This window comes from Acidovorax sp. T1 (genome assembly GCF_002176815.1).
Classification (GTDB): domain Bacteria; phylum Pseudomonadota; class Gammaproteobacteria; order Burkholderiales; family Burkholderiaceae_C; genus Acidovorax.
The window spans coordinates 2,817,462-2,833,082 of sequence record NZ_CP021648.1 but is presented as its reverse complement, the minus strand read 5'-3'; the positions used below and the strand labels follow the sequence as shown (position 1 = coordinate 2,833,082).

The window sequence follows — 15,621 nt, the reverse complement described above, 5'->3', positions numbered from 1 at the left end:
AAAATGGACGTGAAGCCCTGCCCTTCAGGCTGCAGGTTGGAAGGCGTAGCCGTTGCCCGAGGCTGCCAAGCGGCCGAAGGCCGGGAACGGAAAGTGGAAGCCGCACAGCATGGCATTGCTGGCGAACAGGGCGGGCGCATTGGTGGGGTTGGCCACGTAAAAGCAGTTCTGATCGGCAGATTGGAGCTCGAACTATTCAACGTCAAAGGCTTCGCGAAGTGTCGCGCAGAAATCGGCACTGCCGCTGATCGTCAGGGTGATGGTGGTCCGCGGTGGAGCGGGGCTGCCCGCCATGGTGCGGAGTTGTCCTGCGGTTTCATCAAATTCCAGCACCAGTGGCGTGCTGACCTCCTGCACGCCCCGCAGGTCGTACAGCCATGCACCACCGTGTTCGGCGGGGCCACAGGCATCGGGCCAGTGCTGGTGCGCCCATGCCAATACGGCGCTGATTTCAGCCTGCAAGGCGGCAACCTGCGCTGGCGCAACGCTCGCCATGGCATCGAAGGTGCCGGTGCCTTCGGTGTCTTCACTGAAATCGAAATCAAGGTAGCGCAGGAGCATGGCTGTAAAAGGGCAGGGAGTGTCGCCAGATTGTCGTGGAGTGCGGCAAGATTTCTAGAATGCCAGGATTTGCCGACGCCGTTGCGGCGCTTACGGGGCGTTATCGCCGATTTTCATGACCCACCCATCGCTCTCGCTGCAGGTGCTCGGCCTGTCTTTTGGCTACCCGCATTGCGCTGTGTTTGACAACTTTCACGCTACTTTGTCACCGGGGCTGACGCTGGTGCGCGGGGATGAAAGCTGTGGCAAGACCACGCTGCTGCGGCTGCTGGCCGGTGAGCTGGTGCCGCAGGCGGGCCGGCTGGTGCTGGCGGGGCTAAATGGGCAGACGGACCCCGATGCGTACCGGGCGCGGGTGTTTTGGGCCGACCCGCGCTCGGATGCGCTCAACGACCAGACTGCGCGCGGCTGGTTCGCCCGGTTGTCACAGCAGCATGGCGCCTGGGATGCCAATGCGCTTTTGGCGCATATCACAGGGTTTTTGCTGCACCCCCATCTGGACAAGCCGCTTCATGCGCTGTCCGCAGGCAGCCGCCGCAAGGTCTTGATGGCGGCGGCGCTGGCCTCTGGCGCGCCGCTCACGCTCATGGATGAGCCCGTCGCGGGGCTGGACAAGTCCTCCGTGGCGTATCTGGCAAAGGCGCTGGCCCATCACGGAACCCAGCCTGGCCGCATGGTGGTAGTGGCCCATTACGAAGCGCTCGCCGGGGTGCCGTGGAATCAGGTGGTGGATTTGCCCGGCGTGTAACGCAGCCGCACTGCCTCGGTAGACTGGCGCTTTTTTGCTTTCGCCCCACAGGATCTGTAATGGACGCTCTCTTATTTGTGCCGGTGGCTGTGGCCATTTCACTGACGCCCGGTCCGAACAATTTCTGCGGGCTGAACAACGGCATCCGTGCGGGTGTGGGCGCTGCGCTGATTGCCACCTTGGGGCGCGTGGCCGCTTTTGCCATTTTTCTTGTGGTATCCGCGGTGGGGCTGGGGGCCATGCTGCTGGCTTCCGAAGCGGCGTTCACGGCGGTGAAATGGGCGGGCGCCCTTTATCTCTTCTGGCTGGGCTGGCGGGCCTGGCGCAGCCGCGAGTTCAGCGGGCTGAGCGTGGTCGAGGGCGAGGGCGCTTCGGTGGCTGAATCGCCCGTGAGTCTGCGCGCCCTGATCGCCCAGGAATTCCTGCTGGGCATCACCAACCCCAAGGCCATCATCCTGTTTGCCGCCATCTTTCCGCAGTTCATTGATCCGGGCCAGCCTGCTGCTCGGCAGTTTTTGGTGCTGGGGTCGATCTATCTGGCGAGCGAGTTCGTTTCGACAGCTGTGTATGCCACTGGCGGGCGACAGATTCGCCGATTCATCCGCACCTCGCGCGGGGTCGTGCGCCTGAACAAGGCCACGGGCGGGTTCTTCATGGGGGCGGGCGGTTTGTTGTTGGTCACCAACCGCTAACGCCAGGGCAAAACAGCCGTCATTCGTTGGCGACGATGTTGGGTGCGGCTGGGGATGGCTACCATTGCCCGACTTCACTTTGCCGCGCTTTCCATGCTGCCCCACCGTTTCCCCTGTCCTCCGCTGCGGTCCAACTTGCGCCAGGGCGGGCGAGCGCGGTGGTGGATGCTGCTGCTGGTGGTGCTGGCGCTCGCAGCGGGCGGGGGGTGGTGGTGGACGCAGCGCCAGGCGGGCCCCGATGGGGCCGCGGCAACCGTGGGCACAACAACGCCGGGGCGCTTCAGCGCCGGCGGGCAGGTACAGCCTGTGTCGGTGGGGCTGGTGCGGCGCCAAGACGTGCGTGTGATGGTCCAAGCCATCGGCACCATGAGCGCGCGCGCCACGGCGGTGGTGCGGGCCAAGGTCGGCGGCGAGCTGACGGCGCTGCATTTCAAGGAAGGCCAACAGGTCAAGGCAGGCCAGTTGCTGGCCGAGATCGATGCGCGCAGCTACCAGGCCGCGCTGAGCCAGGTGCAGGGCAATCTGCAGCGCGACCAGGCCCTGCTGAAAAACGCGCAACTCGATCTGCAGCGCTACAAAGACCTGCTGGCACAGGATTCGATAGCGACCCAGCAGGTGGATACGCAGGCGGCACTGGTGCGCCAGCTCGAAGGCACCGTGGCCGCCGACCAGGCGCAAGTGGACGCCGCCCGCCTGCAACTGGGCTACACGCGCATCACGGCGCCCATTGCCGGGCGCCTTGGCCTGCGCCAGGCCGACCGGGGCAATGTGGTTGGCCCCTCCGATGCGAACGGCATCGTCACCATCAACCTCGTCCAGCCCATCGACGCGGCCTTTTCAGTGCCCGAGGCGCATCTGGCGCCCATCCAGCAACGCCTGGCCGAAGGCGCCGCACTGCCCGTCGAGCTGTGGGACCGCGAGCAAAAACATCGCCTGGCACGCGGACGCCTGGGCGCGCTCGACAATGCCATCGACCCCGCCACCGGCACCATCAAGGTGAAGGCTGCATTTGCCAATGAGGACGGCGGGCTGTTCCCCAACCAGTTTGTCAACGTGCGGCTGCAGCTCAACCTGTTGCCGAACGCGCTCACCGTGCCCGGCACGGCGGTGCAGAACAACTATGTCTATCTGGTGCAGCCGGGTGGCACCGTGACGCAGCGGCGCATTCGCGTGGGCGTGACCGATGGCGACCGGGTCAGCGTGGAGGGCGACCTCAAAGACGGCGACCAGGTCGTGACCGACGGTATCGATCGCCTGCGCGAAGGCGCCAAGGTGGCGGTGATCCAGGCCGCTGCCGCTGCGCGCTGACATCATGCGCCGCGCCATGCGGGCCTTGCTGCCATGAATCTCTCGCGCCTCTTCATCCTGCGCCCCATCGCCACGTCGCTGCTGATGGTGGCGTTGCTGATTGCCGGCTTGCTGGCCTACCGGTTGCTGCCCATCTCGGCCCTGCCCGAGGTGGACTACCCCACCATCCAGGTCACCACGCTCTACCCCGGCGCCAGCCCCGATGTGATGGCATCGAATGTCACCGCGCCGCTGGAGCGCCAGCTGGGCCAGATGCCGGGGCTGGCGCAGATGTCGTCCACCAGCACGGGCGGGGCCTCGGTCATCACGCTGCGTTTTGCGCTCGATATGGCGCTGGACGTGGCCGAGCAGCAGGTGCAGGCGGCCATCAACGCGGGCAGCAACCTGCTGCCGAACGATCTGCCCATGCCGCCGATCTACAGCAAGGTCAACCCGGCGGATGCACCCATTCTCACGTTGGCCATCACCTCGCCTTCGTTGCCAGTGATCCGCGTCAATGATCTGGTGGAAAACAGATTGGCGCCCAAGCTCTCGCAGGTCACCGGCGTGGGGCTGGTGGCCATTGCGGGCGGGCGCCGCCCGGCCGTGCGCATCCAGGCCAATCCCACGGCGCTGGCCAGCCTGGGCCTCACGCTGGAGGATGTGCGCACCGTGATCGCCGCCGCCAACGTCAAGCAGGCCAAGGGCGGCTTTGACGGGCCCGCGCGCGCCTCGACCATTGATGCCAACGACCAGCTGCAGTCCGCGCAGGAATACCGCGACCTGATCCTGGCCTTCAAAAACGGCAACCCCATCCGCCTGCGCGATGTGGCGCAAACGGTGGACGACGCTGAGAACACCCGCCTGGCCGCCTGGGCAGGCACGCCCGAGACAGGGTCCAGGGCCGGCGTCATCCTCAACATCCGGCGCCAGCCCGGCGCCAACGTCATCGAGACGGTGGACCGCCTCAAGGCCCTGCTGCCCCAGCTGCAAAGCACGCTGCCCGCATCGCTGGATGTGCAGGTGCTCACCGACCGCACCACCACCATCCGCGCCTCGGTCAAGGACATGCAGGTCGAGCTGGCCCTGGCCATTGGCCTGGTGGTGGCGGTGATCTTTGTGTTTTTGCGCAGCGCCTCGGCCACGCTCATCCCCAGCTTTGCGGTGCCGCTGTCGCTGGTGGGCACCCTGGGCGTGATGCACCTGGCGGGCTTTTCCATCAACAACCTCACGCTGATGGCGTTGACCATTTCCACAGGCTTCGTGGTGGACGACGCCATCGTGATGATCGAAAACATCGCCCGCTATGTGGAGCAGGGCGAGCCGCCGCTGCAGGCCGCACTCAAGGGTGCCAGGCAGATTGGCTTCACCATCATCTCGCTCACCATCTCGCTGATTGCGGTGCTGATTCCGCTCTTGTTCATGGGCGATGTGGTGGGGCGCCTGTTCCACGAATTCGCCATCACCATGGCCGTGGCGATCTTGCTGTCGGCGGTGGTGTCGCTCACGCTCACGCCCATGCTGTGCGCCCGCCTGCTGCGCCACACGCCCGAAGAAAGCCATGGCCGCCTGTACCAGGCCACGGGCCGATTTTTTGACCGCACCATCGCGCACTATGGCCGCGCGTTGCAGTGGGTGCTCAACCGGCGGGGCCTGACCTGGCTGGTGTTTGCGGCCACGCTGGTGCTCACGGTGCTGCTCTATGTGCTGGTGCCCAAGGGCTTCTTTCCGGTGCAAGACACCGGCACACTGCAGGCCACCACCGAGGCCGACCAGTCCATCTCGTTTGCCGCCATGGCGGAGCGCCAGCAGCAGCTGGTCGAGCGCATTCTGCAAGACCCGGCCGTCCAGAGTGTGTCGTCCTTCATTGGTGTGGACGGGGCCAACACCACGCTCAATACGGGGCGCCTGCTCATCGACTTGAAACCCCACGCCGAACGCGACCGCGCCCCCGTGGTGCTGCGCCGCCTGGCGGACTCAACCCAGGGCATTGCGGGCATTCGCCTCTATGCCCAGCCGGTGCAAGACCTCACCATCGAAGACCGCGTGGCGCGCACGCAATACCAGCTGCTGGTTTCGTCGCCCGACATGGCCCAGTTGCAGACCAGCACCGCTGACCTGGTGCAGCGCATGCGCGCCCTGCCGCAGCTGGCCGATGTGGCCAGCGACCTGCAAAGCCAGGGCCTGCAGGCCTTTGTGCAGATCGACCGCGCCCAGGCCAGCCGGCTGGGCGTGACGGTGGCGGGCATCGACACCGCGCTGTACAACGCCTTTGGCCAGCGGCTCATTTCCACCATCTTCACGCAATCGAACCAATACCGCGTGGTGCTGGAGGTGGCGCCGCAGTTCAAGTTGGGGCCCGAGGCGCTGAACAGCATCTACGTTGCATCGAGCGCCGGCAAGCCGGTGGCACTGTCGTCGGTGGCGCGCATCGAAGAACGCCCTATGCCGCTGGCCGTGAACCATGTGGGGCAGCTGCCGGCTGCCACCATTTCGTTCAACACGGCACCGGGCGTTTCGCTGGGCGATGCCGTCAAGGCCATCCAGGCCGAACAGGCGGCGGCGCGCGCGGCCGGTCTGTTGCCGCTGTCGGTGGACAGCAACTTCCAGGGCGCGGCGCTGGCGTTTCAGGCCTCGTTGTCGAACACGCTGCTGCTCATTTTGGCGGCGGTGGTCACCATGTACATCGTGCTGGGCGTGCTGTATGAAAGCACCATCCACCCGGTGACCATCCTGTCCACCCTGCCGTCGGCGGGGGTGGGGGCGCTGCTGGCGCTGTGGCTGGCGGGGCTGGATGTGGACATCGTGGCGGTCATCGGCATCGTGCTCTTGATCGGCATCGTCAAGAAGAACGCGATCATGATGATCGACTTTGCGCTGGAGGCGCAGCGCGAACAGGGGCTGCCAGCGCGGGAGGCGATTTACCAGGCCTGCCTGCTGCGGTTTCGGCCGATTTTGATGACCACGCTGGCGGCGTTGCTGGGGGCGCTGCCGTTGATGCTGGGTACGGGCGTGGGCAGCGAGTTGCGGCATCCGCTGGGGGTGACGATGGTGGGGGGGCTGATTGTGAGCCAGTTGCTGACGCTGTTTACCACGCCGGTGATTTATCTGACGTTTGAGGGGTGGGCTGAGCGTTGGCGGGCGCGGCAGGGGGCTGTGTGATGGGTGCTCCTGTTTTTGTAGCTGGTTGCGCTTTTCCTATAAGCGCTGGGGGTGTTTTTGGCTCTATGCCTTGGCTGGGGGCGGGGGCCGGGTCTCGCCCCGGCGGGCGAGGCACTTTTCTTTGCTTCGCCAAAGAAAAGTACCCAAAAGAAAGGCGACCCTGCTGTCTGCGACCCTCCGCTTCGCTGCGGGCAACCTGGGGTGCTCGTGCGCGGGGTGCGCCGTGGAACTCGCTTTGCGCTGCGCGCGCCGCTCAGACAACCACGGCGAGTCAGATCACGAAGCGGGTGTGTCCTGCGGCACACCCGCCACCCCGCGCCCTGCGCGCCCCAGGCGCAGCCAGAAGGGATGGGGAGCCAGCAGCCACACGGGCCATCGCTGCGCTCGGCCCCGTTTCGCGGGCGCAAGCGCCACGCGCTGCGCAACCTGGGCCGAGCGCAGCGATGGCCCGTGGGGTTGTTTGGATGTTCGGTGGTTCCCCCCATCTGGCTGCGCCTGCGGCGGTGCGGTTGCGGGGTGAGCATGCGCGTCGAAGCGCGCATGCCTCGTCATCTAGCTCGCCGTGGTTGTCTGAGCGGCGCGCGCAGCGCAAAGCGAGTTCCACGGCGCACCCCGCAAGCGCACCGACGCAGGTTGCCCCGTAGCAACGCGAAGGGGCCGCAGACTGTGGGTCGCCTTTTCTTTGCTTACTTTCTTTTGGCGAAGCAAAAGAAAGTGAGGCGCCCGCCGGGGCGAGACCCGGCCCCCATCCTCAAAAAACACACAAAACGAACTATCAAAACAATAGCTACCAGCGCAACCCCCCAAAGCGCTAGAGCCACAAAACACCCCGAACCTGGCAGGAGGCCCGCCCCATGAGCCTCTCCACCCCCTTCATCCACCGCCCCATCGCCACCACGCTCCTCACCCTGGGCCTGGCCCTGGTCGGCGCGGTGTCGTACTTTCTGCTTCCGGTGGCCCCGCTGCCGCAGGTCGATTACCCCACCATCTCCGTCAGCGCCAGCCTGCCCGGCGCCAGCCCCGACACCATGGCCGCCACCGTGGCCACGCCGCTCGAGCGCTCGCTCGGGGCCATCGCCGGCGTCAACGAGATCACCTCGCGCTCCATCCTGGGCAGCACCAGCATCACGCTGCAGTTCGACCTCAACCGGAACGTGGACAGCGCCGCCCGCGATGTGCAGGCCGCCATCAACGCCGCGCGCACGCTGCTGCCCACGGGCATGCCCAGCAACCCGACCTACCGCAAGGTGAACCCGGCCGATGCGCCCATCATGATCCTGGCGCTCACGTCCAGCGCGCTCACGCGCGGGCAGATGTACGACGCGGCCTCTACCGTGCTGGCGCAAAAGCTCTCGCAGGTCGAAGGCGTGGGGCAGGCCACGGTGAGCGGCGGCGCGCTGCCCGCTGTGCGCGTGTCGCTCGACCCGGTGCGGCTGGCGGCCAACGGGGTGTCGCTGGAGCAAGTGCGCGGCGCCATCAGCACCACCAACGCCAACCGCCCGCTGGGCGCGGTGGAGCGCGAAGACCACTATTGGCAGATCGCCGCCAACGACCAGGCCCGCGTGGCGGCCGACTATGCCCCGCTGGTGCTGCGCTGGCAAAACGGCAACGCGATTCGCCTGGCCGATGTGGCCGAGGTGACCGACTCGGTGCAGGACGTGCGCAACTTTGGCGTGGCCAACGGCAAGCCGGCTGTGCTGCTGCAGGTGTACAAGCAGCCCGGCGCCAACATCCTGGAGGCGGTGGACCGCGTGCGCGCGCTGCTGCCGCAGCTCAAGGCGTCGATCCCGGCGGCGATCGATGTGGAGATCGTCTCCGACCGCACACCCACGCTGCGCGCCTCGGTCAAGGAGGTAGAGCACGCCCTTCTGATCGCCGTGGCGCTGGTCGTCCTGGTGGTGTTTCTGTTTCTGCGCAACGGGCGCGCCACGCTCATCCCCGCGGTGGCCGTGCCGGTGTCGCTGGCGGGCACGTTTGGCGTGATGTATCTCGCGGGCTACACGCTCGACAACCTCTCGCTGATGGCGTTGACCATTGCCACCGGCTTCGTGGTGGACGACGCCATCGTGGTGCTGGAAAACATCATGCGCCACATGGAGCGCGGCAAAACCGCGCTGCAGGCCGCGCTGGATGGCGCGCGCGAGATCGGCTTCACGGTGGTGTCGATGAGCCTGTCGCTGATTGCGGTGTTCGTGCCCATTGTGTTCATGGGCGGCATCGTGGGGCGGTTTTTCCATGAGTTCGCCATCGTCATGTCGGCGGCCATTGGGGTGTCGCTGCTGGTGTCGCTCACCACCACGCCCATGATGTGCGCGGCGCTGCTCCAGCCGCACCGGCCAACCGAGCAAGCGCCCAGTCCATCACCTTGGGCGCGTTTTATGCGCTGGGTGGACGGCCTGCAGGCCCGGGGCCTGCGCGGTTACCGCCGCAGCCTGGCCTGGTGCCTGCGCCACCAGCCCCTGGTGCTGCTGGCGCTGGCCGGGGTGGTGGGGCTCAATGTTTACCTTTACACCGCCATCGAGAAAGGCTTCATGCCCGAGCAGGACACGGGCCGCATCTCGGGCTTCATCCGCGCCGACCAGGCCACGTCGTACCAGGCCATGGAGCAGCGGCTGCAGCGCTTTCTGGCCATCGTGCAGGCCGATCCTGCCGTGGAGCATGTCACGGGCTTCACCGGCGGCTGGCAGCGCAACGCGGCGCAGATGTTCATGACGCTCAAGCGCGGGCCGGGGCAGGAGCGGTCCGAGGCCGTCATCACCCGCCTGCGCGCGCAGCTCAAGGACGAGCCCGGCGCCCGCCTGTTCATGGTGCCCCAGCGCGACATCCGCATTGGCGGGCGGCAAAGCAGTGCCTCGTACGACTACACGCTGCAGGCCGACGACATCGCCGAGCTGCGCACCTGGGAGCCACGCATCCGCCAGGCGCTGGCGCAACTGCCCGAACTCGAAGACGTGAACAGCGACGTGTCCGACTACGGCCTGCAGACCACGCTGGTGATCGACCGCGACGCCGCCACGCGCGCAGGCCTGACGATGGCGCAGATCGACGCCACCCTGAACGACGCCTTCGGCCAGCGCCAGGTGGGTGTGATCTACAACCCGCTCAACCAGTACCGCGTGGTGATGGAAGCCGCCCCGCGCTACCTGCAAAGCCCCGAGACGTTGCGCGGCTTCTTCTTTGTCAACAGCGCGGGCCAGCAGGTGCCACTCACGGCGTTTGCGCGCATCACCACCACCAACACGCCGCTGTCGGTCAGCCACGAGCGCGGCACGCCGGCCAGCACCGTCAGCTTCAGCCTGGCGCCGGGCGTGTCGCTGTCGCAGGCCACCGATGCCGTGCACAACGCGGTGGCCGAGCTGGGCGTGCCCGTGGGAATCCGCGGCACCTTTGGCGGCACGGCGGGGGCGTTTCAGAGCGCGCTGGCGGGCCAGCCGCTGCTGATTCTGGCGGCCATCATCACCATCTACCTGGTGCTGGGCATCCTGTATGAAAACCTGTTGCACCCGCTGACCATCCTGTCCACCCTGCCATCGGCCGGGGTGGGCGCGCTGCTGGCGCTGATGCTGTTCAAGACCGAGTTCTCGCTGATCGCGCTGATCGGCGTCATCTTGCTGATCGGCATCGTCAAGAAGAACGCCATCATGATGATCGACTTCGCCCTGGTGCGGCAACGCGCCGGCCACATCACGGCCGCGCAGTCTATCTACCGCGCCTGCAGCCTGCGCCTGCGGCCCATCCTCATGACCACGCTGGCCGCCATTTTTGGCGCGCTGCCGCTGGCGCTGAACCGGGCCGATGGCGCCGAGCTGCGCCAGCCCCTGGGCATTGCCGTGGTGGGCGGGCTGCTGCTGAGCCAGCTGCTCACGCTCTACACCACGCCCGTGGTCTATGTGGCGCTGGACCGGCTGCGCGCGCGTGTGCGGCGTGGGGTGCGCTGGCGCCGCCACCCGGCTGCCGGCCCTGAGATCGCGCTGCAAGGAGATTCCTGATGCACTCCAATCACTCTATTTTTGATAGCTGCTTGCGCTTATCCAATAAGCGCTGGAAGCCATTTTTGCTTGTAACTTTATTGTGGCTCACGGCCTGCAGCGCCCCGCCGCCCCACGCGCGCCCGGCGCTCGACGTGCCCGCTGCCTACAAGCAAGGCGTGCAAGGCAGCGCCGTGTGGCAAACCGCCCAGCCGCAGGATAGCGTGCCCGACGCGTGGTGGACGCTCTTCGCCGACCCCGCACTCAATGCGCTGCAAGAGCGCGCCACCAGCGGCAACCAGAACGTGGCGCTGGCCGTGGCCCGGCTGCGCGCCGCGCGCGCCGCACTCGACAGCGCAGGCGCCGCCGGCCTGCCCAGTCTGGGCGCAACAGCCAGCAGCACGCGCTCGCGCAGCGGCACCACCGCCGGTGAAAGCGCCCAGGCCCCCACCCGCAACAGCCATGCGCTGGGCCTGAACGCCAGCTGGGAGCTGGACCTGTGGGGGCGCCTGTCGGGCAGTGTGGATGCCGCGCGCGCCAGTGCCCAGGCCAGCGCCGACGACCTGGCCGCCATGCGCCTGTCGGTGCAGGCCACCGTGGCGCAAACCTATTTCGCGCTGCGCGCCGCCGAGGCGCAGGCACAACTGCTGGGCGACACCCTGGCCGCCTACGAGCGCAGCTGGGCGCTCACCCGCAACCGCCAGCGCGCGGGCGTGGCCTCGGCTGCCGACGTGGCGCAGGCCGAGGCGCAATACAAGTCCACCCAGGTGCAGTTGCTGGAGGCGCAGACCAGCCGCGCCCAGCTGGAGCACGCGCTGGCCGCGCTCACCGGCCAGGCCCCGGCCGCGCTCAGCCTGCCCGCCACGGCCGCGCTGCCCGCGCCGCCCGCCGTGCCCGCGCAACTGCCCTCGCGCCTGCTGGAGCGCCGCCCCGACATCGCCGCCGCCGAACGCCGCGTGGCGGCGGCCAACGCGCAGATCGGCGTGGCGCAGGCGGCGTTCTTTCCGGCGGTCACGCTGTCGGGCGCGGCGGGCTATCGGGGCACGGAGCTGTCCAATTTGCTGAACGCTCCCCACCTCTTCTGGTCACTGGGCCCTGCGTTGGCCGTCTCCCTTTGGGATGGCGGCGCCCGCAGCGCCGCCGTCGAATCGGCCCGCGCCACGCACGACCAGGCCGTGGCCAGCTACCGCCAGACCGTGCTGACGGCGCTGCAGGAAGTGGAAGACAACCTCGCCGCCGCCACCGCGCTGGAGCGCGAACAGCACCTGCAGGCCGAGGCCGTGGCCGCCGCCCAGCGCGCGCTGGATGTGGTGAGCAACCAGTACCGTGCGGGCACCGTGGGCTATCTGAACGTGCTGAGCGCGCAGACCACCGTGTTGTCAGCCCGGCGCAACCTGATTGACGTGCGCAGCCGCAGGCTGGCAGCGGTGAACACGCTGCTCAAGAATGTGGCGGGGCGGTGGTTGGACGGGTGAGGGGCGGAGTTTTGGGACAGGCCCAACGCAAATAAAAGTAGCTGCCGGCGATTGACGGATAAGCGTTTGCAGCGGTTTTTGCACTGTTTCTTGCAGGCGTGCAGGTACCCGCCGAGTTTGGCCCCGGTGCGCTTGTGTGCAAGGCGTTCCAGGCCAGCCGTCAGGGGATAATTTGCCCTTTTGCCAGCCCGAAGGGCTTAAAGGACGTACGCGTGGACATTGTTTTGCTGGTCAAGGCCGCCATCATGGGCGTGGTCGAAGGTCTTACCGAGTTTCTTCCCATCTCCTCCACCGGCCACCTGATTCTTGCGGGCTCGCTTTTGGGCTTTGATGACGCGAAGGCCCAGGTGTTCGACATCGCCATCCAGACGGGCGCCATCTTTGCCGTCATCCTGGTGTATTGGCAAAAAATCCGCGCCACGCTGGCGGCCCTGCCTACCGAGCGGCAGGCACAGCGTTTTGCGCTCAATGTGCTGATTGCCTTTGTGCCGGCGGTGGTGCTGGGGCTGCTGTTTGGCAAGGCCATCAAGGCCAACCTGTTCACCCCCGTGGTGGTGGCCAGCACCTTCATCATTGGCGGCTTCATCATCTTGTGGGCCGAACGCCGCCCGGCTGCGGCCACCCGCATCCAAGAGGTGGAAGACATGACTGCGCTCGACGCACTCAAGGTGGGCCTGGTGCAGTGCCTGGCCATGGTGCCGGGCACCAGCCGCAGCGGCGCCACCATCATTGGCGGCATGTTGCTGGGCCTGTCGCGCAAGGCCGCCACGGACTTTTCCTTTTTTCTGGCCATTCCCACGCTGATCGGCGCGGGGGCGTACAGCCTGTACAAGGATCGTGCCTTGCTGTCGGCGGCCGACATTCCGCTGTTTTCCGTGGGGCTGGTGTTCTCCTTCATCAGCGCCTGGCTGTGCGTGCGCTGGCTGTTGCGCTACATCAGCACCCACAGCTTCGTGCCGTTTGCGTATTACCGCATCGTGTTTGGGGTGGTGGTGCTGGTTTCGGCATGGACTGGCCTGGTGCAGTGGGCCGGCTGATAATGGCGCCATGACCTACCTGCCGCGCCGTCCTTCGGGCCTTCCTTTGGGCCTTTGGGGCTGCGCTGTCTGCACTGTCTTGTGGGGCCTGGGCGCCGGTCTGCCCGCCATGGCCGAGGATGTGCCGCCCGCCGTCAACCCAGACGGCTCCCCCAAGCTCAACTATGTGCTGGGCGCCGTGGTGAGCAACGGCCCGGACTACGCCGGCGGCGATGGCCGTTCGTCCCACCTGAGCCCGTCATGGGCGCTGGAATACGGTCGGTTTCGCCTGAGCACCTCGCGCGGCAGCACCCTCATGGGCCATGGGCTGGAGCAGCGCGAATCGGGCGCCACCGCCATCCTGGCCGAAAGCGACCGGTTCAGCCTGAGTGCATCGCTGCGCCTGGACAGTGGTCGCGATAGCAGTGATGCGCCGCGGCTCTCCGGCCTGCCCGATGTGCGATCCACCCTGCGCGCCCGGGTCAGCGCGGGCTATGCCATCACGCCCCGGTGGTCGGTGGGCGCAGGGCTTTCGCAAGACATCCTGGGGCGCGACGGGGGGGCGCAGCTGAACACCAGCGTGTCCTATACCCTGCCCGTCACGCAGCAGACCCGCATGGTTTTTGGCGCCGGCGCCAGTTTTGGCGACCGCACCTACCTGCGCTCCCGGTTTGGCGTGCCCGCAGTGGCGGGCGGCGCTGGGGCAGCCCGCCTGCCCGCGTACGAGCCCGGTGGCGGTCTCTACAGCGTGGACCTGGGCGTGGATGTCATGACGGCGCTCAACCGCCATTGGGTGGTGTGGGGCGGCGTGGGTGTCTCGCAATTGCAGGCAGACGCGCGCCGCAGCCCCCTGACGGTGAAGCCCACCGGCTATAGCGCCTCGGTGGGGCTGGCCTACCGCTGCTGCCGTTGACGCGGCCCGGCGCCGAGCGCGAATGTCGGGCAGCCGGGCGGTCGGCCGACTTCAGTGCGCCGCGCTCGGCAGTGCAGCCAGGTTCAGCAAGGCCGCCTCGATGGCGGCGGCGGTGGCCAGCGGCTGCTCCATCGGGAACAAGTGGCTACCGTCAAGCATCATGATGCGCCCGCCCGTCACCCGCCGGGTCAGCGCCATGCCCACCTGGCGCATCTCCACCGATGCCAGCCCGCCGATGAATGCCGCCGGGCAGCGCAGCGGGTGGCGGCGCAGCAGGCGGTCCAGGTTGTGCGGCAAGGTGTTGTAGATGGCGGTTTCCACCGCCCGGTCAAAGCCCAGCACCCGGCGCCCGTCCTCGTCGTGCAGGCCGTGCGTGACATAGTCGCGCAGCACCTGCGGGTCCCACTGCGCAAACACCTTTTTCTTGCCAAAGTGCTCCAGTGCCTCTGCAGTGCTGGCCCAGCTCATGCGGCGCTGGCGGCTCACGCGGCCGGGCGACACGGCGCCCACCAGCTGCGTGCGCTTGGCCACGCCCACGGTGGTGGCGCGCCAGCCGCTGATGAGCGGTGAGTCGAGCATCAACACGCCGCGCGCCAGCGTGGGGTGCTGGGCCGCCGCCATCACGCTCAGAATGCCGCCCAGCGAATGCCCCACCAGAAACACCCGCTCGCCCGACGCCGCCACCTGCTGCGCCGCAAAATCAGCCAGCTGCTGCACCAGATGCGGCCAGTTGCTGGTAACCGGGTATTGCGCATCGTGGCCAAAGCGGTCGATGGCGGCCACGTCAAAGCCGCGCTGGCGCAATTGCCCAAAAAGCACGTTGTAGGTGCCCGCCGGAAAGCTGTTGCCGTGCGAGAAAACGATCTTGGCCATCAATCCATCAGGGTGCGGGTGCGGGGCAGGGGCTGTGCTGAGGCTCAGACCAGCTTCTCGCGAAAGTTGGTGATCTTCTTGAGCGGCTTGCTGCGCTCCGGGTTCACCATGATGGGGGCATCGGTCAAGCGGCCGTCCCAGGCCGGGTCTTCGATGCTGTCGAATACCTCGCGCAGCTTTTGCCCCCAGCGGTCATGCAGCATGCGAAAGTAGGGGTTGTTCTCGTCAATGCACGCGATCTTGTCGGTGGTGAAACGGTCCACCTCATACACCACCAGGTCCATGGGCAGGCCCACCGAGAGGTTGGACTTGAGCGTGCTGTCCATCGACACCAGCGCGCACTTGGCCGCCTCGTCGAGAGGCGTCTCGGGCGTCAGCACGCGGTCGAGCACCGGCTTGCCGTATTTCGACTCGCCCACCTGGAAATACGGCGTCTCGGCGGTCGATTCGATGAAATTGCCCGCCGAATACACCTGAAACAGCCGCATGCCCTCGCCCTTGATCTGGCCGCCAAACACCATCGACACATTGAAATCCACCTCTGCGCGCTTGAGCGCCGCGCCATCGCGCTCATGCACATGGCGCACGGCGGCGCCCAGCACGCGGGCGGCGTCGAACATGCTCCTGGCGTTCCAGATGGTGACGGGCTCGCTGTCGGCAGCGTCCTTGATCTGCGTGGTCTGCAAAATCTCGCGCACCGACTGCGAAATGCTCAGGTTGCCGGCCGACAGCAGCACCATGAAGCGATCGCCCGCTTTCTCGTAAACCATGATCTTGCGGAACGAGCTGATCTGGTCCAGCCCGGCATTGGTGCGTGAATCGGACAGGAACACCAGCCCGGCATTGAGTTTGATGGCGACGCAATACGTCATGGGGAATGCGAAAAAGAGGAAAGGCACAGAGTGTAGTGCGGTGCCGCCGCAGCG

General features: G+C 66.9%; 11 protein-coding genes and 1 pseudogene. 8 read left to right on the top strand and 4 right to left on the bottom strand.

Features of this window, described 5'->3' with window-relative positions:
- Positions 1 to 24: 24 nt before the first annotated feature.
- Entirely contained in the window at positions 25 to 156 is a 132-nt protein-coding gene (locus CCX87_RS21510; RefSeq protein WP_255378699.1) for a hypothetical protein, read from the bottom strand.
- Positions 157 to 192: 36 nt separating this feature from the next.
- The gene (locus CCX87_RS13275) at positions 193 to 561 is read right to left on the bottom strand and encodes a hypothetical protein (RefSeq protein WP_087746956.1); all 369 of its coding nucleotides are present in this window, start codon (positions 559 to 561) and stop codon (positions 193 to 195) included.
- Between the two features lie 115 nt (positions 562 to 676).
- Here CCX87_RS13275 and CCX87_RS13270 point away from each other — a divergent pair, with 115 nt between their 5' ends.
- The 8 genes and pseudogenes from CCX87_RS13270 to CCX87_RS13230 all read left to right on the top strand — a co-directional run bounded on the left by CCX87_RS13270 (position 677) and on the right by CCX87_RS13230 (position 13,822).
- On the top strand, positions 677 to 1,309 hold the full coding sequence (locus CCX87_RS13270) for an ABC transporter ATP-binding protein (RefSeq protein ID WP_087746953.1): 633 nt from the start codon (positions 677 to 679) through the stop codon (positions 1,307 to 1,309).
- Between the two features lie 59 nt (positions 1,310 to 1,368).
- On the top strand, positions 1,369 to 2,001 hold the full coding sequence (locus tag CCX87_RS13265; protein ID WP_087746950.1) for a LysE family translocator: 633 nt from the start codon (positions 1,369 to 1,371) through the stop codon (positions 1,999 to 2,001).
- A gap of 93 nt (positions 2,002 to 2,094) precedes the next feature.
- A pseudogene (locus CCX87_RS13260) lies at positions 2,095 to 3,291 on the top strand (efflux RND transporter periplasmic adaptor subunit); the annotation flags it as partial.
- A 51-nt stretch (positions 3,292 to 3,342) separates the two neighbouring features.
- Complete coding sequence (locus CCX87_RS13255; protein WP_087746947.1) at positions 3,343 to 6,450, top strand: MdtB/MuxB family multidrug efflux RND transporter permease subunit; 3,108 nt, start codon at positions 3,343 to 3,345, stop codon at positions 6,448 to 6,450.
- 854 nt (positions 6,451 to 7,304) lie between these two features.
- Positions 7,305 to 10,439 (top strand): efflux RND transporter permease subunit, encoded by a 3,135-nt coding sequence (locus CCX87_RS13245; protein WP_087746942.1) that lies wholly within the window; start codon positions 7,305 to 7,307, stop codon positions 10,437 to 10,439.
- Complete coding sequence (locus tag CCX87_RS13240) at positions 10,439 to 11,893, top strand: efflux transporter outer membrane subunit (protein WP_087746940.1); 1,455 nt, start codon at positions 10,439 to 10,441, stop codon at positions 11,891 to 11,893. The genes CCX87_RS13245 and CCX87_RS13240 overlap by 1 nt, the downstream gene beginning before the upstream one ends.
- Positions 11,894 to 12,105: 212 nt before the next feature.
- On the top strand, positions 12,106 to 12,930 hold the full coding sequence (locus CCX87_RS13235; RefSeq protein WP_087746936.1) for an undecaprenyl-diphosphate phosphatase: 825 nt from the start codon (positions 12,106 to 12,108) through the stop codon (positions 12,928 to 12,930).
- Between the two features lie 10 nt (positions 12,931 to 12,940).
- Positions 12,941 to 13,822: a MipA/OmpV family protein gene (locus tag CCX87_RS13230; RefSeq protein ID WP_232476398.1), complete on the top strand. Its 882-nt coding sequence runs from the start codon at positions 12,941 to 12,943 to the stop codon at positions 13,820 to 13,822.
- A 51-nt stretch (positions 13,823 to 13,873) separates the two neighbouring features.
- Here the strand turns inward: CCX87_RS13230 and CCX87_RS13225 are convergent, their stop codons facing one another.
- Together CCX87_RS13225 and CCX87_RS13220 are read right to left on the bottom strand one after the other, a co-directional pair.
- Complete coding sequence (locus tag CCX87_RS13225) at positions 13,874 to 14,695, bottom strand: alpha/beta fold hydrolase (RefSeq protein WP_087746933.1); 822 nt, start codon at positions 14,693 to 14,695, stop codon at positions 13,874 to 13,876.
- Between the two features lie 44 nt (positions 14,696 to 14,739).
- Positions 14,740 to 15,567 (bottom strand): proteasome-type protease, encoded by an 828-nt coding sequence (locus CCX87_RS13220; RefSeq protein WP_087746931.1) that lies wholly within the window; start codon positions 15,565 to 15,567, stop codon positions 14,740 to 14,742.
- Positions 15,568 to 15,621: the final 54 nt, after the last annotated feature.